23 protein-coding genes are annotated in these 18,357 nt (G+C 29.2%); 11 read left to right on the top strand and 12 right to left on the bottom strand.

Annotated elements, in window-relative coordinates; translation table 11 throughout:
* The first annotated feature begins 35 nt into the window (after positions 1-35).
* Positions 36-557, top strand: a complete 522-nt coding sequence (locus tag WFZ85_RS09835) for a hypothetical protein (protein WP_342696123.1) — start codon at positions 36-38, stop codon at positions 555-557.
* 42 nt (positions 558-599) lie between these two features.
* Here the strand turns inward: WFZ85_RS09835 and WFZ85_RS16470 are convergent, their stop codons facing one another.
* Positions 600-995 (bottom strand): DUF6943 family protein, encoded by a 396-nt coding sequence (locus WFZ85_RS16470; RefSeq protein WP_413789737.1) that lies wholly within the window; start codon positions 993-995, stop codon positions 600-602.
* A gap of 279 nt (positions 996-1,274) precedes the next feature.
* Positions 1,275-1,649: a helix-turn-helix domain-containing protein gene (locus tag WFZ85_RS09830; RefSeq protein ID WP_342696122.1), complete on the bottom strand. Its 375-nt coding sequence runs from the start codon at positions 1,647-1,649 to the stop codon at positions 1,275-1,277.
* Between the two features lie 243 nt (positions 1,650-1,892).
* Between WFZ85_RS09830 and WFZ85_RS09825 the strand changes: the two genes are divergently transcribed.
* The 7 genes from WFZ85_RS09825 to WFZ85_RS09795 all read left to right on the top strand — a co-directional run bounded on the left by WFZ85_RS09825 (position 1,893) and on the right by WFZ85_RS09795 (position 6,867).
* Complete coding sequence (locus WFZ85_RS09825; protein WP_342696121.1) at positions 1,893-2,216, top strand: hypothetical protein; 324 nt, start codon at positions 1,893-1,895, stop codon at positions 2,214-2,216.
* A gap of 6 nt (positions 2,217-2,222) precedes the next feature.
* A complete protein-coding gene (locus WFZ85_RS09820) occupies positions 2,223-2,852 on the top strand; it encodes a hypothetical protein (RefSeq protein ID WP_342696120.1) in 630 nt (209 codons plus the stop codon).
* Positions 2,853-2,855: 3 nt separating this feature from the next.
* Positions 2,856-3,764: a hypothetical protein gene (locus WFZ85_RS09815; RefSeq protein WP_342696119.1), complete on the top strand. Its 909-nt coding sequence runs from the start codon at positions 2,856-2,858 to the stop codon at positions 3,762-3,764.
* A complete protein-coding gene (locus tag WFZ85_RS09810; RefSeq protein WP_342696118.1) occupies positions 3,736-4,092 on the top strand; it encodes a DCC1-like thiol-disulfide oxidoreductase family protein in 357 nt (118 codons plus the stop codon). Before WFZ85_RS09815 ends, WFZ85_RS09810 begins: the two co-directional genes overlap by 29 nt.
* 262 nt (positions 4,093-4,354) lie before the next feature.
* Positions 4,355-4,900: a DUF4199 family protein gene (locus WFZ85_RS09805; protein WP_342696117.1), complete on the top strand. Its 546-nt coding sequence runs from the start codon at positions 4,355-4,357 to the stop codon at positions 4,898-4,900.
* A gap of 101 nt (positions 4,901-5,001) precedes the next feature.
* A complete protein-coding gene (locus WFZ85_RS09800) occupies positions 5,002-6,090 on the top strand; it encodes a serine hydrolase (protein ID WP_342696116.1) in 1,089 nt (362 codons plus the stop codon).
* Positions 6,091-6,111: 21 nt separating this feature from the next.
* Positions 6,112-6,867 carry an ATP-binding cassette domain-containing protein gene (locus WFZ85_RS09795; RefSeq protein ID WP_342696192.1) on the top strand — a complete coding sequence of 252 codons (756 nt, stop codon included), beginning with the start codon at positions 6,112-6,114 and terminating at the stop codon, positions 6,865-6,867.
* 127 nt (positions 6,868-6,994) lie between these two features.
* Here the strand turns inward: WFZ85_RS09795 and WFZ85_RS09790 are convergent, their stop codons facing one another.
* Positions 6,995-7,417: a DUF6943 family protein gene (locus tag WFZ85_RS09790; RefSeq protein ID WP_342696115.1), complete on the bottom strand. Its 423-nt coding sequence runs from the start codon at positions 7,415-7,417 to the stop codon at positions 6,995-6,997.
* 1,436 nt (positions 7,418-8,853) lie between these two features.
* Here WFZ85_RS09790 and WFZ85_RS09785 point away from each other — a divergent pair.
* The 3 genes from WFZ85_RS09785 to WFZ85_RS09775 are packed head-to-tail and all read left to right on the top strand — an operon-like array spanning position 8,854 to position 10,224.
* Positions 8,854-9,582 (top strand): DUF6088 family protein, encoded by a 729-nt coding sequence (locus WFZ85_RS09785; RefSeq protein ID WP_342696114.1) that lies wholly within the window; start codon positions 8,854-8,856, stop codon positions 9,580-9,582.
* A complete protein-coding gene (locus WFZ85_RS09780; protein WP_413789736.1) occupies positions 9,582-10,001 on the top strand; it encodes a nucleotidyl transferase AbiEii/AbiGii toxin family protein in 420 nt (139 codons plus the stop codon). Before WFZ85_RS09785 ends, WFZ85_RS09780 begins: the two co-directional genes overlap by 1 nt.
* 7 nt (positions 10,002-10,008) lie before the next feature.
* Positions 10,009-10,224 (top strand): hypothetical protein, encoded by a 216-nt coding sequence (locus tag WFZ85_RS09775; RefSeq protein ID WP_342696113.1) that lies wholly within the window; start codon positions 10,009-10,011, stop codon positions 10,222-10,224.
* Between the two features lie 3 nt (positions 10,225-10,227).
* Here the strand turns inward: WFZ85_RS09775 and WFZ85_RS09770 are convergent, their stop codons facing one another.
* The 9 genes from WFZ85_RS09770 to WFZ85_RS09730 form a co-directional block, all read right to left on the bottom strand.
* Positions 10,228-10,689 (bottom strand): hypothetical protein, encoded by a 462-nt coding sequence (locus WFZ85_RS09770; protein ID WP_342696112.1) that lies wholly within the window; start codon positions 10,687-10,689, stop codon positions 10,228-10,230.
* A 168-nt stretch (positions 10,690-10,857) separates the two neighbouring features.
* Positions 10,858-12,033 carry a BamA/TamA family outer membrane protein gene (locus WFZ85_RS09765; RefSeq protein ID WP_342696111.1) on the bottom strand — a complete coding sequence of 392 codons (1,176 nt, stop codon included), beginning with the start codon at positions 12,031-12,033 and terminating at the stop codon, positions 10,858-10,860.
* The gene (locus WFZ85_RS09760) at positions 12,023-12,595 is read right to left on the bottom strand and encodes a Crp/Fnr family transcriptional regulator (RefSeq protein ID WP_342696110.1); all 573 of its coding nucleotides are present in this window, start codon (positions 12,593-12,595) and stop codon (positions 12,023-12,025) included. Before WFZ85_RS09760 ends, WFZ85_RS09765 begins: the two co-directional genes overlap by 11 nt.
* A 2-nt stretch (positions 12,596-12,597) precedes the next feature.
* The gene (locus WFZ85_RS09755; RefSeq protein ID WP_342696109.1) at positions 12,598-13,176 is read right to left on the bottom strand and encodes a Crp/Fnr family transcriptional regulator; all 579 of its coding nucleotides are present in this window, start codon (positions 13,174-13,176) and stop codon (positions 12,598-12,600) included.
* 24 nt (positions 13,177-13,200) lie between these two features.
* Entirely contained in the window at positions 13,201-13,617 is a 417-nt protein-coding gene (locus WFZ85_RS09750) for a cyclic nucleotide-binding domain-containing protein (protein ID WP_342696108.1), read from the bottom strand.
* Between the two features lie 97 nt (positions 13,618-13,714).
* Positions 13,715-16,099 carry a TonB-dependent receptor gene (locus WFZ85_RS09745; protein WP_342696107.1) on the bottom strand — a complete coding sequence of 795 codons (2,385 nt, stop codon included), beginning with the start codon at positions 16,097-16,099 and terminating at the stop codon, positions 13,715-13,717.
* A gap of 289 nt (positions 16,100-16,388) precedes the next feature.
* The gene (locus WFZ85_RS09740; RefSeq protein ID WP_342696106.1) at positions 16,389-17,027 is read right to left on the bottom strand and encodes a Crp/Fnr family transcriptional regulator; all 639 of its coding nucleotides are present in this window, start codon (positions 17,025-17,027) and stop codon (positions 16,389-16,391) included.
* A gap of 477 nt (positions 17,028-17,504) precedes the next feature.
* Entirely contained in the window at positions 17,505-17,657 is a 153-nt protein-coding gene (locus WFZ85_RS09735; RefSeq protein ID WP_342696105.1) for a hypothetical protein, read from the bottom strand.
* A gap of 41 nt (positions 17,658-17,698) precedes the next feature.
* A complete protein-coding gene (locus WFZ85_RS09730; RefSeq protein WP_342696104.1) occupies positions 17,699-18,136 on the bottom strand; it encodes a DoxX family protein in 438 nt (145 codons plus the stop codon).
* Between the last annotated feature and the right edge of the window lie 221 nt (positions 18,137-18,357).

The following is an 18,357-nucleotide window of genomic DNA, read 5'->3' as shown; positions in this document are numbered from 1 at the left end:
TAACGGAATGGGCTCTTTTATTTAAAAATAACTTTATGATACAAAACAAAATTGATTATATAAAAAGAGGTGCTTTTGACGAATTATACACACCAAAAGAAGCTATAGAGTGCATTCTTCCTTATATTCCTGATACTGTTAAAATTATATGGGAATGCACCGCCATTGAGAATAGTGAAATAGTCACTGTTTTAAAAGCTAATGGTTTTGAAGTAATTAAATCACATATAAAAGATGGTTTGGACTTTTTTGAATACGAACCACAGCAGTATGATTTGATTATTACAAATCCTCCCTATTCTCTGAAAGATCAATTCTTGAAACGAGCTTTTGAATTGGATAAACCTTTTATGATGTTACTTCCTATAACAACTTTAGAAGGGAAAAAGCGAAGCGAAATGTTCCAGCAGCATAAAGTTCAAGTTTTGATACCAAGTAAACGATTTAATTTTATCAAAGAAAAAAAGGGATGTTGGTTTCAAACATCCTGGTTTACTTGTGGTTTGGGTTTGGAGAGAGATTTAAATTTTATAGGTTCAACTAAAAAAAATAAATAAGTTTTAGTAAAAATGCCTAGTCCGTTTGAACCATGCATTTTTTTATTTTCTGCAATAACTGAATAAAATGGCTCTGTGCAAATCACTAATAAGGTACAAATTTTCGTGAAACTGCTTTTCTTTTTGTTCCAGAAGTTTGAGAGCTACAACATTTTTTATTGCTACTCGTGTTCCATCATCATTAAACTGGCTAGCGGATTGAATTGTTTTTTGAACTCTTAAAGGCGTAAAAATGTAATTACAGAACCGATTAAATGTTGGTACCAAAATATTATTAGCAATAAGCTTAATGCCACAAAATATATGTTTTCGCAATCTGTTTCGTTTTGAAATATGATAACAAAACTGTTGGTGAAAGGAACTTTTTTTTGGCTTTCCGCTGTTCATTCCCATTTTAAGTACAAATAAATGTGAGCAATCATACTTAAAACTGACCATTCCAAATGTTTAAGGCTATACCCTCATTTTTCTTGCAACTCAAACATCAACATTGCAAAAACCATTTATGTTAAGAGGAGAATTTAGAAAGAAAACCCCTGATGTTTCGCTTTGGAGATTTATCCCCGAATGGATTTTTTACAGGATTATGATTGTTTTTTTGTGGGTAAGTCCTACCTGAAAAACAAAAGCCTTAAGTAGAAAAAAAGCAAAAAATATTTTATTAATATGTAAGTATAATAAAAAAGTCTTTTCAAATTTATGAAACAACAATTATGTTTAATTGTTTAATCTTTTTTCTAAAAGTTCAATTTGTTTGTTCTTTTCAGATATTGTTTCTTTTAATTCTTCAATTCGTTCTTTCATTTGATTAAGAAGTTCTTCTGACATGTGGTTTATAATTATCCCACCTTGAAAAGTACTACTTTCTCTAGAGCTATTGTTCTGAACTATCACTCTATCATCTGATAAAAGCTCAATTATATCAATTTTATATTCTTCAGCTATTTTTTTTAGTGTATCTATTGATAACGATGATTTGTTATTTTCCATATTAGAATAGGTTTTTTGTGAAACTTCTAAAACCTCTGCTAAATATTCTTGCGAATATCCTTTTTCCATTCTTAATTTTCTTAGTTTATTACCAATTACCATATATTCTATAATATAGATTTAAGATTAATTTTTTTGATAAAATTGTGGTGTGTAAATTTAGTGTTTTATTTATAAAATATTAATTGTTTAGTAAAAATTTACTAAAGAGATGTAAATAAATACTATTTATAGCCTCTTTTTTACTGAACAATTATCACATAACCTTGCATTTTTGCAATATCAAAATATTAAGAAAAAAAGTTTTGATAAAAACAAAAAAAGTTTAATTAAAAAATTTAAATTATGAATTTATTTAGTAAGAAAATCGCAATGTTTAGTTTATTTGCTTTTGGAGCAACATTTTTGATGAGTTTTGACCAAAAATCAGATGATTATGGTCAGGCAATTCAAGTCTATTCAAGTAATCAAACTCATGCCAAAGGAGGTGATGTTGGAATCACTGGACTAGTTAGAGCTGCTGTAGGATTTACAAGAATAGTCGTAAGAACTGCAACTCATTTAACACCAGAGGTTGAACAAATGACTTATACCATTTTTGGAGTTGCTAACAGTGATATTTCTAATGAAGAATTAAAAAAAGAAAAGCTATATAATTTAGATAAATAAAATTATATGTTTAGATATATATTTTCAACCCTGGTTTCAGGGTTGTTTTTATTTTATGGAATTACAACATTAATATTTGCAACTCCTGATAACTTTATAAATATCAGTTTAATTGAATATAGTGAAAAATTCAATACTTTCTTTTATCAAAGATGGGGGTTTTTTGCACCACCACCACAATCTAATGATAGACTTTATTATGTTTTTGAAAAAAAAGAGAATAAAGGTGAGATTATTGTCTATGAAGTTATTGAGCCTTTATTAAAGCAGAAATCTAGTAATGCACCATTTAATGGAAATGAAGATTTGATAGATTATTTAATATCTAATTCTATCTATCTTATTACTGATGGCATAAGAGCTGTAAGAGAATCTTATGAATATGAAGCAAAATTAAAGAATAAAAAAATTAATGAATTTGAGTTGACAAAAAAAGTAAACAAAGTTATAGAGTCAACAAAACCATTTAAAACACTATTGAATTATTCAAAAAAGGTAGCATTAAATAATAAAATAGAGTATGATGACTATAATGTTTATTTAAAAATAACACAAACCAAAGTACCTAAATTTATTGATAGATATAAAAAAAACTTTAAAGAAAATGAGCAGTTAATTTTTGACAGTTCAAATTAGAATATGAAAAAAATTATAGACAATTTTAGTATTGAAAATAAGTTTAGTTTTTATTCTGCATTTTTTAGAATATTTATTTGCTTTCATTTACTAAAAAAAGTTTTCCTTTCATGGGAATATAAAGATTTACTTTACATGTCAAAATCATTCTTTGTTCATGAAGAGTCAGGACTTTTGGATTTTTTTAATATTAATAGCAATGTTTTAAGAGAGAATTTTCAATTTTTTTATTTCTTTTACGTAATTCTGATTTTATTTTACTTTTTTGGAATTGGAAAAAATTTAACAGCATTAATTTTGTTTATTTTCTACGAAATTTTGCAAAATTTATGTCCTAGTATTTTAAATGGAGGTGACAATTTATTGAAATTTATTATGATTTATATGATTTTTATTGACTCATATAACTATTTCTCAATTAGCCCAAAGCTGTTTAAAAATCCCGAATATTTAAAGTTTAATGTTTTCTTATCAAATCTTGGAGGTTTTTCTATTTGTTTGCATTTATGTTTAGCCTATTTTATTTCAGCAATACATAAAATTCATGCTGATCTATGGTTTAATGGTATTGCAACTTATTACACCATGTCTCTAGAAAGGTTTAGAGGAACTAATTATAATTTGTCACTAGCAAAAAATGCCATTTTTGTAACTTTATCTACATATGCAACTATATTAATTGAACTGTTTTATCCTGCACTAGTATGGTTCAAGAATACAAAGAAGTTAATTATTATTTTAGCAGTAATACTACATATATCTATTTATGTTTTTATGATGATATATGATTTTCAATTAGTATTTATATTTGTTCAAGGATTTTTTATTGCAAATAATGATTGGATAAGTTTTTATGAAAAATTAAAATCAAAAATTAATAAATATGGTAAACAAGCTTACAATATACATTGATGGATGGTGTCCAATATGTAAGAAGTTTAAAAGAATTGTAACTAAATTAGATTTTTTTAATCTTATAGCAGTTGAAGATATTAGGACTTCTGAAATTTTAGATGAAAAGAAAATTAAATTAATGTTTTCAAAGTCAAGTGATGATTTATCTTTTTATGGTTTTGATAGTATTTTTGAAATAAACAAAAGGCTTGTGATTTTATGGATTTTATTACCATTTACATTTGTCTTAAAAATAACTAAAATTGGAAGTTTTTTATATAATGAGCTTTCAGTAAAAAGAAAAATAATTCCATTAAATTGTGATGCTGAATGTAAACTAAATTAAGTAATGAAAATAATTTATATAATATTATTCTTTGTGATTTATCACTATATTTTAAATTTCTTCTTAGAGCAAATGAACGATTCAAAACTAATGTTTTATGTAAAGAAAGCAATTTCAATATCAGTCTTAAGTTTTGGAATTTTAATACCAATTTTAATATTATTTTTAATATTCAATTTTGATGACTATAAATATTCAGGATTTATTTTTGCTATTTCATTTATTTATACAAAATTTTTCTTTAACTATAAAATTTTAAAAAATGATTCAAAAAATTAAAAAAATAATTCCTTTAGTTGAACTAGGTATGCTGATTGGTGTAATTACCTTTCTTTTAACACTTTTAACTACTACATTGTTGCAAAATAATGGAATTAGTATGGGCGAAGTAATAATGTTACCATTAATAGGTGGTTTTTATTTATTTCTAACCATTATAATTGTAAATATTATTGGCATTAATAAAGTTAGAAAATTAGATATTAAGAAAACCGAGCAACCTTTAAAGAAACTTTATCAGGTGTTAATTGTAATTTTAATTTCAATTTTGATATACACTATACTTGATTCAATTTATTTTTTATTTGACAATTCTTTGTCAAAAGATTATGCAAGTTCTTTAGAAGATCTATTACAGTCTTCTGGAGAAAAAACTGATGACATAAAGGATTTTGAAATGTTACCTTTTAGTGTTCAAAATATATTTTCTAGCATATTTTCTGCAATTATAGCAGGACTTATTTCTTTACCTTTTATTAAAAAAGATGGGGAAATTTTTAAAAGTAAAAATGATAATTATTATAAATAAACATTTGTAATTTGAAATAATTATAGAAGACAATATAAATAGCTCATTTTATGTTGTCTTTTTTCATTTTCCCTTAATAATTTTTGAATAATACCTCGATAATGATAAAAAGAGTATTGATAATTTTTGTTTTAATTATATCAATAGTAATAATCATTATTTCAATTGCGACTAGTATTTTAAGTCCAGACGAAATGACTGTGCTTAATTTTATTAAAAAAAATCCTAACAGAAGTGCAATTTTTTTGCAACGAAATGATACTGTATTTGCAATTCAAAATCCATATAAAAATATGCCTTTGGCGAGCACAGTTAAGATTATAATTGCTATTGAATATGCTTGTCAGGTAAAGAACGAGATTATTAATCCTAATGAAGAGGTTGACTTGAACGATATTAATAAATATTATATTAAAAATACTGATGGTGATTCTCATTTAAAGTGGATTAAATCAGTTTCAAAAAAAGTATTTAATAATAAAATTACAATAAGAGAAATTGCAAAAGGAATGATGAAATATAGTTCTAATGCAAATACCGAGTGGCTAATTGAAAAATTAGGCGTTAATAAGATAAATTCAAGAATTAAAATTTTAAAATTAAAAAGTCATTCATCTATTTATTATTTTGTCTCTGCACTATTTGTAGCAAACGATACATACCCAAAATTAAAAGGTAAAGAACTTACAAGCCAAATGAAAATACTTTCAAAAGAAAAATATATTGAAATATCAAATTCTATACACAATAAATTAAAAGTCGATACCACTTATAAAAAAAAATTAGTTAATTTAAGAATGGATATTCAAAAAGTGTGGTCAGATAATTTACCAAGTTCAACCGTTTCTGATTACGTTAGTATTATGGAAAAAATAAATAGTCGAAACTACTTTGATGCAATAACACAAAAACATTTAGAAGAAGTAATGGAATATATTTTAGAGAATCCAAAAAATGAAGAACGGATTGAACATATTGGTATGAAAGGCGGTTCTACCGCATTTGTATTGACAAAAGCACTTTATTCAACAGATAATAAAGGTAACAAAACAGAACTTGCATATTTCTTTAACAATTTATCGACATTTGAAACTATTGAATTACAAAAAAGTATGAAAGAGTTTGAACTGAAAATATTAACTAACAAAAAATTTAGAGAAACCATAGAATTAACTTTGAGAGACAACTAATCACCAACAAGTGCCAAACAAATTAGTATTATAATATATACTATTGATAATATTGTTTTCGATAATGTAACTTTTAGTTACGGAACAAGAACAGAGGTTTTTAAAAATTTTAGTGCTGTATTCAAGAAAAATGAAACCACAGCAGTTGTTGGTGAAAGTGGAAGTGGTAAAACTACTTTGATTGCATTACTACAAAATTTGTATCCAATAAAAGAAGGAAAAATTAACATCGGTGATTATGATTTAAAGCACATTCATTATCAAAGTTTAAGAAACTTGATTGGAGTTATACCACAACAATTGAATTTATTTTCTGGAAATATTATTGAAAACATTGCTCTTGGTGAATCGTTTCCAAACATTCAAAGAATTTTAGATTTGTCAAAACAACTTGGTATTTCTGAATTTGTAGAAAAACTTCCAAATGGTTTTGAAACACAACTAGGAGAAAATGGGGCAATGCTGTCAGGAGGTCAAAAACAGAGAATTGCTATTGCAAGGGCCTTATATAAAAATCCTGAAATTTTATTAATGGATGAGGCAACCTCTGCTTTAGATACCAATTCAGAACAGATTATTAGAGAAGTTATAGATGACTTCAAAAATCATGGGAAAACTATAATAGTTATTGCGCATAGGTTAAGTACAATTGCCAACGCAGAAACAATTTTGGTTATGGAGAATGGTCAAATTGTAGAAAGTGGAAATCATAAAGAATTAATAGAACTTAAGTCTAAATATTTTGATTTATGGAATAAGCAAAGTTTAGTTTATTGAGCTTTTCTGTGTAACTCCGATTTCTCCACGTTAAGGTTTATATAATTAGACCTATACAACCAATATCGGGTAGTTAGGTCTAACAATCGTCAGACTTTATTACTAATTCAAATATATAGAAAATTTTTTACTTGTTGCAGTAGCGATGCACAATAACTCTACGCATATCGTTGATTAAATTGATGTTTTCGTGAAATTGTTTTTCTTTTAATTCAAGAAGTTTTAAAGCTTCAACATGCTTTAAATGTGCTTCGTGTTCCTCCATCATGAGCTGAGATTTTGGAAAAAACTCTCTTTTGAAATCAGGAAGACGTAAAAATGAAATTACAGAGCCTACTAAATGCTGGTGCCAGAATTTAGATTTCCACAAGCTATAGGCAATCCAAAAAATATTTTCGCAATCAGTTTCACTGTCAAAGATTACTACAAAGCTATTTGTGAATGGCTCATTTTGTGGCTTTCCGCTATTCATTCCTTTGTTTAAAACAAAAAAGTGAGGTTTGTTGTACATGGTATCCTTCTTGTGGGTTTTAACGATAAAATTCATCATGGCTTCGGATTTAAAAATTAGGGTTTTTCTAACTTCCTATGGTGTTTCTGATGAATGCAGGTTTGCCTCGCTACGCTCCGCCCATTAAAATTTTTTTCGCCAAATGTTATTTTAAATTGGAAGCGAAGAATATTCATTTCAAAAGAAAAAAAAGAAAAAAAGAAAGCCATTCGTCCAAGTGGAAGGTTTCAAAAAAGCAAGTTTTTCAGAAAAAATACTACCCGGCTCAAGTGTGCAGTATTCAGTTTTTAGTGGTCAGTCCTGAAAGTGATAATTATTGTTCTATCTACATTCGTAGGGTGGAGATTTTTTCTAAAACCCGGAGGGCTTGAACTTGCTTTTCTGAATACCTGGAACTTATCTTTGCTTCCTTTTTTTATTTATTTTTTTTAATTCTAATTAGAAACTTCATTAGAAAGACAATAGTTAATCGGTGGAAGGATTTTTTGGAATTTTGAATAGTAGTACTAGCGTTGTTTGGGCAAGGGTATCGTTTTTTATTTGCTTATTGTGGTCGTTGTGATTGGTTTGGTGAAAAGCTGATGCCGAGTTGTTGTATAAAAGTTTAAGGTTTAAATGTTTTAAATTGTTGGTTTAGAACTGGTATGGCATCTGCTTTTCGGCAACCAATTATTGGGGTATTTCTAGGCAAATAAAACAACGATACTCTTGCTGGGGATTTGGTTTTGTGGGTTCAAAAAATGGCTTTAACCATAGGCAAACAACTAAATTTCAAAGCCATTTTTTGAACTTACAAAAGTAATGAAAACACTTCCTATATAACTTCAACGCTGGTAAAGACAGTTATGGTAAAGGTTCTTAAAAGTAATTATGACCGTAAATGTTCCTATGAAATAGTGAACGTTATTTAAGACAGTGGTGAAGGACGGTTTTTTTTGTAGCTGGGTGATGCGATGGGAGCTACAAAAAAAGTTGTCCTGGAGCCACTGGCACGAGCGTTGGGTGAGCGGCTTTTTTACATAATGTTATTATAGTGCATCCGAGATTTTGATTAGTAGCAGGATAGTCCTTATGCACTATAATGCAACATTATGTAAAGAAGCTTGGGGAAAAAAATTACTGGCGCAAGTCACGCAGTGTACGTATTATTGTTTCAATAATTGTGACAGTAATTTTTTTTGGAGCGTTGGGAAGGAGTGGCAACAGGAGATTAAAACGTCATTCTACTGCTAAACCAAGAGTACGTTCTCGTTATTGGGAAATTAAATTAGTGAAATGTTGAAAACAAAGAATAGGTTTCAGAAATACGTGGACTAAAGACAGTTTTTGTGCAGGTGAATGAGATAATGAATGTATAGATAGTTGTAAAGGTGCAATTGATGATTATTTTATAGATTTTAATGTAGATAACAAGTCAGGTAAAGTATAGAAAAAACTTGACATTTAAAATAAAATAGTTATCTTTGTTGCTGAGTATGAAAGTAACAGATAAAATAGTAGCTAAAATAAACCGAATAGATGCAGGTGATGTATTCGGATATGATACTCTTGGATTAACTTCAGATGAGATTATTGCTGGTTCTAAAGCCTTAAGTAGATTAGTTGATAAAGGAGTTATTAAAAGAGCTAGAAAAGGTTATTATTATAAACCAAAAGTTTCTGTATTTGGCGAACAAAAGCCTAGAGAAGATGTTTTACTTTCACTTTATTTGTTTGAGAAAAACAAGCAAGTTGCCTATATTACTGGTACGAGATTGTATAATAGATTGGGTTTGACGACACAAGTCCCTAGTTCTATACGAGTGGCTTCTTCGGACAAACAAATTAAAGGTAAAGTAGGTAATGTTGTAATTAAGCCAGCGAAAAGTTATGTAAAAGTAACTGCTGATACTATTAAATATTTGGAGTTATTGGATGTTATAAAAGATTTGAATACTATTCCTGACTTGCAAAAAAGTGATGGCCTTGTTTATTTAAAGAAGGTCATTTATGATTTTGATACCACTGAAATAAAAAAACTGATTACTTATGGAGTTGCTTATCCCCCCAAAGTTAGGGCTTTGCTTGGTGCTCTTTTGGAAGCGATGAATGTTGACACAGTCAACCTTTCTTTATTGAAAAAATCGATAAATCCTTCGAGTAGCTATGACTATGGAATTACTCCTAAAATGCTTTCGACTGTTAACTCTTGGAATATAGTATAATGAATTTACATTTAGATAAAAACAATTTTGAAGGAGCCATCGTAGCTGCTGCAGAATACTTTGAAATTCCTGAGATTTTTATTGAAAAAGATTATTGGGTTACTTATGCTTTGCATCAACTTTTTCATTCGGATGTGAAAGATTTGATTGTTTTTAAAGGTGGTACATCATTATCAAAATGCTATAATGTTATACAACGATTTTCAGAAGATATTGATATGGTGATAGTAAAAAATAGCACTGACACCGGAAATGATCTTAAAAGAAAACTAAAAGAAGTTACCACTATAATTGATAATTCAATTCTTGATATAGTTCCTAATCATCCTAATACTAACAAGAAAGGTAGTTTGAGAAAGATAGTTTATTCTTATCCCAAAGTAGGTGTAAAAGGTAAATATGGAGAAGTAAAAAGATGATATTACTTTGGAAGTATCACATCTTGGAAATTTTGAACCTAATTTAACTAAATCACTTCGCAGTTTGATTGCAGAATATATCAAAACAACTTCCAATATTGAATTAATTACGAACTTGTCGCTAGACCAATACATCATTACATCGAAAAAAGGATTATTATTTCCATTAATAAACAGAAACAATTCGCTATCTAATTGTTTAATTTTTTCTATCATCGATTAGAAATTAAGTTATTTTTGATTTTTTCAGTTGCTTAATAAGTTCTTTATGTTTTTTTTGTATATTAAGTAGAATCAATTCTGTATCAACATCAAGTTGATATTTAATTAAGTCTTTAAACTCATCAACTTTAATAATCAATTTTTCTTGCTTTGCAATATTCTTTTTTAAGATTTCAACCTTACTCCATTTTTTAAAATTTATATCTGATGAAGTATAGTCAAAACAATCATTTTGAGAAAAAGTAATAAAATAATCAAGTGTAACTAACTTTTTTTCAACCTCTTCAATTAATAAACTAATTTCTATTACTTGAGATTGAAAAATCTTTTTTGATTTATAATTGTTATACTCAAAATTCCAATAAGCTGCTTTGGTTTCAAATAGAATGCTATATTCTTCTGTCAAAATTCCTGATAAGAAATTTGCAACAACTTCAGTTATTTTTTCTATTTCTTTTTTTATCATATGTCAATTAGTAAAAGGATGTTTTGTAAAAAGAAGCATGTATTTTATGAAAACTCTAAAAGCTTATTATCGTTTAAAGCTGATTTTTTTAGAATTTAGCTTTATTTTTTACAATTAAAATATAATTTTGAGATTAATGTAGGTACCTAATATTTTTTGGTGCTTAAACTAAAAAGCCTCTCCGATAAATAAGTAAAAGCCTCCTCCCTCTCTTGTAAACGCATAATCTACTCTTGTCCAAATGTCTTTTTTTGGAAATAATAAAAAGCGAAGACCTGCACCAGCTGAAAATTTTAAATTATGAATTGATAAATTCTCAATTTTATTAAAAACTGTTCCCGTGCTGGCAAATACAGCTGCACCAATTCTGTTAGTAAAATGAAAAGGAATGGGTAAAAATCTATATTCAGCTTGAGCAGCCAATTGATGATTATCTCTATATCTACCATAGTAATATCCTCTCATCATACTTTCGCCTCCTAATTGTGAGAGTTGATTAAATGGTATATCACCAAAATTAAATTGACCTAACAACTGGGTTGCTAATACATTTTTACTACCCATCGGTTTATAAAAACGAGTATCGGAATAAATAGAAGTAAAATTATAATTACTACTCCAAACTGAGTTAGAATTAAGAATACCTAACTCTGAAAAAAAACCATCTCTAACATTTAAAACATTGTGTCTACTATCATAAACTAATCCAACTCCCAATCCTAAATTATTAGAGCCATTACTACCTAATGGAAATTTAAAATTATTATTCATGGATTTTGCTAAAACAAAATCGACAGCAGATAGACTTTGATAATCTATTTCTAATCCTAAAAATAAATTTTTCTTTATTTTTTTTAAAATTCTTTCTTTTATGAAAACTTGATTAGCATCTACACGAGCAGTATATTCTTTGGGCGTATTTGTACCAATTCCATGATAATACAATGGAAAACTTTGGAAGCGTAATTTCCCCAATAAAAACCAACGATCGCTGTCTGAATATATGGCATGGTCTAACCACAATCCATATTGTTGTTCTAAAGTAAAAAAAGTAAAACCACTTATCTCACTCAATCTGTTAATGGTGTCACGCTTGGCATAATAAACATACAAAGAACTCAAGCCTATCTCCCAGGTTGTTTCAGGAGCATAAGAAACCGTAGGATATAACAAAAGTTGTGGTTGTTCTATATCACTTTTATTATTAATAAGATTGTTAAAGTATTTTTTAAAAAAACTTTGCGCATTTAAAGTTGTCACGCTACAAATTAAAGTTATGATTATAAATGGTTTAACATATAATCCTATTAAAGAATATGTTGAAATTTTAAGGTTAAATGTCATTATTGTTTTTCCTTATTCTACTGAGTGTTTCTGGTTTTACTCCTAAAAATGAAGCGATGTATTGCAACGGAACTTGCTCAAGTATTTTTGGGTTTTCTGCTATCAAATCAGTATAACGCTTTGCTTGCGAGTCAATCATAAAAGAAACCTGCCTTTTCACTCCAGTCATGTAAATATTTTCATATAGCTTTAGAAAGAGCCTTCTTATACCTGGATGATGAATCATTAAACGTTCAATGGCAATAAAATTGGCTTTATAACATTCGCAATCACTCAACGCTTGAATATTTATAAAAGTAGGTTGATGTTTTCGAATTGAAAAGAGTTCAGCATATATGGTTGGCCCAAACAAAAACTTTGTGGTAAATTCTTCACCATCTTTCAATGCATACGCCCTAAAAACACCACTATCAAAAAAAAACAATTCAGTAACATAGGAGCCTGCCGAGAAAACATGATCCATCTTTTTTACTTTTATAGGCTGAAACACTTCCTGTAATAAGGAGAGCTCATTTTCAGACATCTCAACAAAATTTGTGGTAAACATTTTAAAGTTCTCCATAATCACAGACTTTTAAAGATACGCTTCCTAATACGACTCAAAGTTTCAGGCTTTATGCCTAAGTAAGAAGAGATATACCGTTGCGGAATTTCTGCGACAACTTTTGGACGTTCACCAAATAATTTCACATAGCGCTCTTGAGGTGTATCAAAAATAAATGAATGTTGCCTCATAACACCAAATAGGTATAAATGTTCTAAAAATTTAAAAAAAACAGTTTCTATATTTGGATATTTATCAATTAAATCATCTAAATCAGAAAATTTAGCAACCATACAATTCGAGTATTTGAGCGCTTGAACATTCATTTTAGTAGGTTCTTTAGTGCGAACAGCAATTAAATCGGTCACAATGGTAGGTCCAAAGTAGAAGTTAGTAGTAATTTCAGTATTTCTTCTATTGTAATAACCTCTCATAGTTCCATCATTTATGAAGTAGATATGCGATACCATGTCATTTTCTAAAAAAAGATGGTCTAATTTCTTAATACTTAAAGGAGTAAAAATTGCTACAAAAGCTTCTAATTCTTCATCACTTAATTTAGCAAATCGTGAAAGAAAAAATCTTAAATTATCTGTCATTTTATTATAAATTGAACTAGCTTGTTAAAAAATATAATTGAACATATAGTCATCTTCAAAAATCATTTTAAAAAAATGTTTGTGTTTTTCTGATATTGTATTTAGTTTTTTAATGTCCTCAAAACTAGCCATAAAAATATTAGATTTTTTGACTGAAGTAAAATTTCTATTGGTTCCTTTTTTGTTAATTATTCCATTTAGATCTGAAAAAAAGATAGGACTAAAATAAAATTTAACATTGTACATTCTGTTATTGTTTTCAATGTATGATTTCAAAACGCCACTATCTAGAAAATAAATATTTGATACACGTTGACTTTTTTTTATTATAAAATCATTTTCATTAAATGATACAGGTTTAAATAAACTTGCCAATGTAAATAATTCAGTAGAATTAAACTCAACATATTTTTTAGTAAACTGTTCTAAACTATGAAGCATGTTATTACTTTTAAAAAATTATAGAAATAGAGCTTGCATCGCATTTTGGTGCTTACAAACTCTAAATCAACAAAATCAAACATGAAACTAACTACTCTTAAAACTGGAATCTATAACCAAAGTCTGGTTGAAATCCAATTTGATTTATCTGATTTACTTGTTGTGTTAATCTATTATAATCTTTTGAAAAAACATTTTCGTTACCAGTAAGGTTTTGTAAATCTATATAAAATTGATGTGAGCTCTTCTTTTTCTTACTATTAAATTTAAAGGCAAATTTTAAATCCAAACGCAAATAAGCATCATATTGTTCGCTGTATGCTTTAGTTTCATCTCTTACTTCAAAGCCTTCAGCAATTGAGGCATTCAAATCTACTGGTGTATAATAGCGACCTCCAGCAGTTGTAAATTTGGTATTGATAGAAAACACATTCTTTTTGGCTTTTCCAATTTTGAATTCTTTTCCTGCTAAGGCATTTATTACATATCCGTTATTGAATGGTGAGTCTCTTTCAATTCCATCGCTACCTGTATATTTACTCTCGAAAAGTGAAGTTGTGAAGAGTAAGTTGTATCCTTTACTAAAAAACTTTTCTAATGTAAATTCAATACCTTGATTAAATCCTTCACCTGTACTTACTAAAGAGTTTTTGTCTGTAGAAAAACCAAAATCTGCACCTTCGGTAAGTGATGAATAACTTGATGGTGTTTTTTCTACTGCTGCTTTGTCAATAGCTTGATAATACACTTCAAATTTAGCTCTCCATTTATCTGCAAATCTTAGGTCATATCCTAAAACATAATGAGAACTTCTTACCAAATCCAATTCTTTATTACTTTGGACTAGATTTCCACCGATGTTTTCGTTTAAAAATAATAATGGAGCAGCTACATTTTGATGGTGTAAACCATATCCTATGTTTAAAGAACTTTTATTATTGATGGCATAAGTCAAAGCTGTTCTTGGTTCGAAAACAAACTCTTCATTTAAAGAAAAATATTGTCCATGTAAACCGGCATTAAAGGTTAATTTTTCAGTTAATCTGAATTGTCCCATGGCATACGGTTGAATAATAGAGTAGGAGCCATCATTATCAATCAAATTCACGAAATCGGGTTGACCATCGCCATCATTATCGTCTTGTCTATCTCTATCTGTTAACTTGTTTTCTAATGAAAAATTCTCAAATAACAAACCACTTCTAAATGTTATTTTCTTAGAAATTTTAGAGTTGAAAAGTGTAGAAAATGTAAATCTGTTTTCAGAATTGTCAACTTCTGTCCAACGTACTTTGAATTCAGCAGGTGTTTCTAAATTAAAATACCTGTCTCGCTCAAAAGTCTCGCTAGTTGTAGAGCCACTTATTATGGTTTTTAAATATGATTTAGAACCAATGTCTATAGTGTGTTTTAATCCAAAAACACCAAAACCAGAAGTTACAAAACTATCTTCATCTCTAGTTGCAAAAAGATCATCACTACTTAACTCAACATCCTTTCCAATTAAGTCAATATTTGAATTACCAACAATTCCAAAAACAGAAAAATTACCTAACCTTCCTTTTCCAAAATCTAAATTAAATGATATGTCATTATAATTAGGTTGTGCTGCCGTTCCAGCCAAGCCTAATGCACCAACAATTCCATAGCGACCAGCCACTAAAAACGAACCTCCTTTTTTACCCATAGGACCTTCTGCCATTAATTCTGCTCCTGGAAATGCAGCTACTCCAACAGAGTACTCATATTCTTTGTTATTACCTTTTCTAAGTCCCAAATCAAAAACACCACCAATGGCATTACCATATTCAGCAGGAAATGCAGAAGTTATAAAATCGGAATTGGCCAATAAATTTGGATTTAGTGCAGAAACAGGACTGCCTGTAGTTCCTAATGTTGCAAAGTGATTTGGACTAGGAATTGGAATTCCTTCTAATCTCCAAAGTAAGCCTGTTGGAGAGTTACCTCTAACAACAATATCATTTCTACTATCATCAGCAGTAGAAACACCTGCAAAGTTTGAAGCCAATCGTGCTACATCACTTCTTCCACCAGCGTATCTGTTAACTTCTTCTGGAGAAAATTGTCGAACCGATACGGCGGCTAATTTATTAATGGATTTTGCTTTATTGTTACCATCACTAACAATAATAACTTCTTCTAAAGTATCAAATTTTTCAATTAATGAAACTGAAATGATAACATCTTTTCCGGTTGTAACATCAATATCTGGCACCGTCGAACTTTCATAACCAATAAAACTTACTCTTATGGTTTGTCTGCCCAAAGGAACATTTGATAATTCAAAATTTCCTTTATCATCAGTTGTACTTCCTTTAGTTGGGTAGCTTAATAATTCAATAGTAGCACCAGCAATGCTTTTTTCAGACTGCTTATCAGTTACAGTCCCTCTTATTACTCCAGTTTGTGCAAAAGATACTGCACTAATAAATAATGTAAATAAAATTAATAACTTCTTCATTTGTTGTATGTTTTAGATTAGTGCAAAGTAATTTGAAACAGAAATGGTATAAATTGATGAAAGTCAATAAAACAATTTTCACTTTAAACAATACTTTTACCAGTCAATCGCAATAAGTAAATCAATACTCTGACGGGAAACATTTAAGAATTATAAAACAGGTACTACTTCAAGACTTATCAGGTATTTGTATTATTTAGCAGCATCGCAACAATTACTCATTGACAAATACCTCGAAAAAAATTGAGATTCAAAATAAACAAACAAAACAACAGATTCTATGATTCAATCAAGGAGTAAGATCAGCTGTTTTTATAGACTCTCTTGAATCTAACAACCCAGTAACAGCTATCCTCTTTCTTATACGGGTTAGCGTTTGCCGCTCAACTCCAAGGTAAGACGCCAAATTGGTTATGGATATTCGCTCAAGTAAATCAGGATGCTCTTTCATAAACTTTAAGTAGCGCTCTTCAGCTGTATCAAAGAGAAAGCTTTCAATACGACGATGATGAATTTTCAATGCCTCCTCTGCAACTAACCGACCATAGCGCTCTAGAACCGGAAACGTTTCATAGCCTGCTTCAATGTGGCTAAAAGGGATTTTAACTATGATACTCGGCTCTATACATTGAAAGTAATATTTAGTTGGGTTCTCTGTAATAAAAGCTGAGAAGTGTGTTGCAAATTCATTTTCCTTGATGAATTTTACAGAAATTTGATTTCCAAAATGTTCGATATAATATACTCTAATCAATCCCGAATACAAAAATCCAACTTCTTTTTGCATAGTATTCGGAGAACTATATAGTTGCCTGGCCGATACTTTAGAAACTACCAAGCCACTCTCAATATAATCTAGTGCTATTTGCGTAACTTGCGGACAAACCACTTTAATTGAATGCAAGTAAGTATGAATAGCTGTTATCAATTTTCAATAAGTTAATAATTACAAATGCTTTAAAGTGGTCCTGTTTGCGCCTTGAAATCCTTTAATAATTGAGAAACAGAAATCAAAAAAACGCGACTCTCTTTATTGAATTAATTTTAACAAAATAAATTGAAAAAAGTTTGATCAAAATTGACTAAAGTCAATATATTAGAGTTGATAAAAAACGTAACCTTACTAACACTTTTCAATCATTAAATCCAGGAAGCAAATTAGTTAAGCAATCGTAAGTCCTGTAATCACACCCACAAAGTAAAAATCCCGCACTACTACTGGTCAAATAAGTGAATTATGCTCTCAATTTTTTTACCGATATCGTACTTAGTATCACGAAAATCAAAAAAAGCTATATCTTCTTTCTCCTGTTTTAAATGCTCAATTATCTCCTTAGAAGAAGTGCCTATGATAACATTTTTATGGTATTTGGTAATTGTTATTAGCTCAAATAAATCGACTTTATCATAAAACAATTAAAATACACGCCAAATAGGACTCTGCCATCATCTCAACCTTGTCTCTACTATATTTTTCGATGGTGAACAAATGTTTCAACCTCGATTTAACATAATTGGCTAAAGCTTTATTCTTATCACATATTAAAATTTTTTTCATACACTGATGCTCCATTTTACTTTATTTATGGGTTTATGGTGTTACTTGTAATCTTTCTTATATATAAGTCTATCTAGAGAGTATTCGCCTGGGCCCGTAAAAAATAGCGCAGCATAGAGTAGCAAATAGAGTATCGCATGTTCTCGGTCTGCTATAGGCTCGCCCTCGTGAATGAATAAAACAATCACCAACAGAAGAACGATAAGAGGAAAAAGAGCAAAACGGGTAAACAGTCCAAAAACTAAGAAAAGCGTGCAAACTAACTCGCAAAAAACAGTAAAGGAATAACTAAACGTTGAACCCAAATTAAATGGATCAGGCCATTCAGCACTGTCCTTTGCAAAATTGTTAAATTTTGACCAGCCGTGAAATAACATTAAAGCACAGTTGAACCGCAATAATAGCAGGCCTATATTATACGACCAGGCCTTTGGTAATGCAACCTTTTTTAAAAATCGTTTACTTTTAAATAAAATCATAATTAGTATTATTTGAAATTTGTTGACTTCCCCTTAACAGAATTTAGATTCTTACAGGATTTTTTTTAGTAAATGGTATAAACTACAATATATAATCGGGTCAGGCAAGGGAATCGCACCCTTGCCTTCCCACAGAACCGTACGTGAAAGTCTCCCTTCATACGGCTCTTCATGTTAATAAATCATTCTAAAAGTAATAACTTTTATGGATATACCAATAA

Origin of the sequence: Flavobacterium aureirubrum, from assembly GCF_038739835.1 — a bacterium.
In the GTDB taxonomy this organism is placed as follows: Bacteria; Bacteroidota; Bacteroidia; order Flavobacteriales; family Flavobacteriaceae; genus Flavobacterium; species Flavobacterium aureirubrum.
The sequence above is the reverse complement of the archived record's forward strand: the minus strand, read 5'-3'. Positions and strand labels throughout refer to the sequence as shown.

Bases quoted from the DNA above. Each gene is read 5' to 3' on its own strand.
- WFZ85_RS09835 (WP_342696123.1), top strand. From the start codon at position 36: ATGATACAAAACAAAATTGATTATATAAAAAGAGGTGCTTTTGACGAA.
- WFZ85_RS16470 (WP_413789737.1), bottom strand. From the start codon at position 995: ATGGTCAGTTTTAAGTATGATTGCTCACATTTATTTGTACTTAAAATG.
- WFZ85_RS09830 (WP_342696122.1), bottom strand. From the start codon at position 1,649: ATGGTAATTGGTAATAAACTAAGAAAATTAAGAATGGAAAAAGGATAT.
- WFZ85_RS09825 (WP_342696121.1), top strand. From the start codon at position 1,893: ATGAATTTATTTAGTAAGAAAATCGCAATGTTTAGTTTATTTGCTTTT.
- WFZ85_RS09820 (WP_342696120.1), top strand. From the start codon at position 2,223: ATGTTTAGATATATATTTTCAACCCTGGTTTCAGGGTTGTTTTTATTT.
- WFZ85_RS09815 (WP_342696119.1), top strand. From the start codon at position 2,856: ATGAAAAAAATTATAGACAATTTTAGTATTGAAAATAAGTTTAGTTTT.
- WFZ85_RS09810 (WP_342696118.1), top strand. From the start codon at position 3,736: ATGGTAAACAAGCTTACAATATACATTGATGGATGGTGTCCAATATGT.
- WFZ85_RS09805 (WP_342696117.1), top strand. From the start codon at position 4,355: ATGATTCAAAAAATTAAAAAAATAATTCCTTTAGTTGAACTAGGTATG.
- WFZ85_RS09800 (WP_342696116.1), top strand. From the start codon at position 5,002: ATGATAAAAAGAGTATTGATAATTTTTGTTTTAATTATATCAATAGTA.
- WFZ85_RS09790 (WP_342696115.1), bottom strand. From the start codon at position 7,417: ATGATGAATTTTATCGTTAAAACCCACAAGAAGGATACCATGTACAAC.
- WFZ85_RS09785 (WP_342696114.1), top strand. From the start codon at position 8,854: ATGAAAGTAACAGATAAAATAGTAGCTAAAATAAACCGAATAGATGCA.
- WFZ85_RS09780 (WP_413789736.1), top strand. From the start codon at position 9,582: ATGAATTTACATTTAGATAAAAACAATTTTGAAGGAGCCATCGTAGCT.
- WFZ85_RS09770 (WP_342696112.1), bottom strand. From the start codon at position 10,689: ATGATAAAAAAAGAAATAGAAAAAATAACTGAAGTTGTTGCAAATTTC.
- WFZ85_RS09765 (WP_342696111.1), bottom strand. From the start codon at position 12,033: ATGACATTTAACCTTAAAATTTCAACATATTCTTTAATAGGATTATAT.
- WFZ85_RS09760 (WP_342696110.1), bottom strand. From the start codon at position 12,595: ATGGAGAACTTTAAAATGTTTACCACAAATTTTGTTGAGATGTCTGAA.
- WFZ85_RS09755 (WP_342696109.1), bottom strand. From the start codon at position 13,176: ATGACAGATAATTTAAGATTTTTTCTTTCACGATTTGCTAAATTAAGT.
- WFZ85_RS09750 (WP_342696108.1), bottom strand. From the start codon at position 13,617: ATGCTTCATAGTTTAGAACAGTTTACTAAAAAATATGTTGAGTTTAAT.
- WFZ85_RS09745 (WP_342696107.1), bottom strand. From the start codon at position 16,099: ATGAAGAAGTTATTAATTTTATTTACATTATTTATTAGTGCAGTATCT.
- WFZ85_RS09735 (WP_342696105.1), bottom strand. From the start codon at position 17,657: ATGAAAAAAATTTTAATATGTGATAAGAATAAAGCTTTAGCCAATTAT.
- WFZ85_RS09730 (WP_342696104.1), bottom strand. From the start codon at position 18,136: ATGATTTTATTTAAAAGTAAACGATTTTTAAAAAAGGTTGCATTACCA.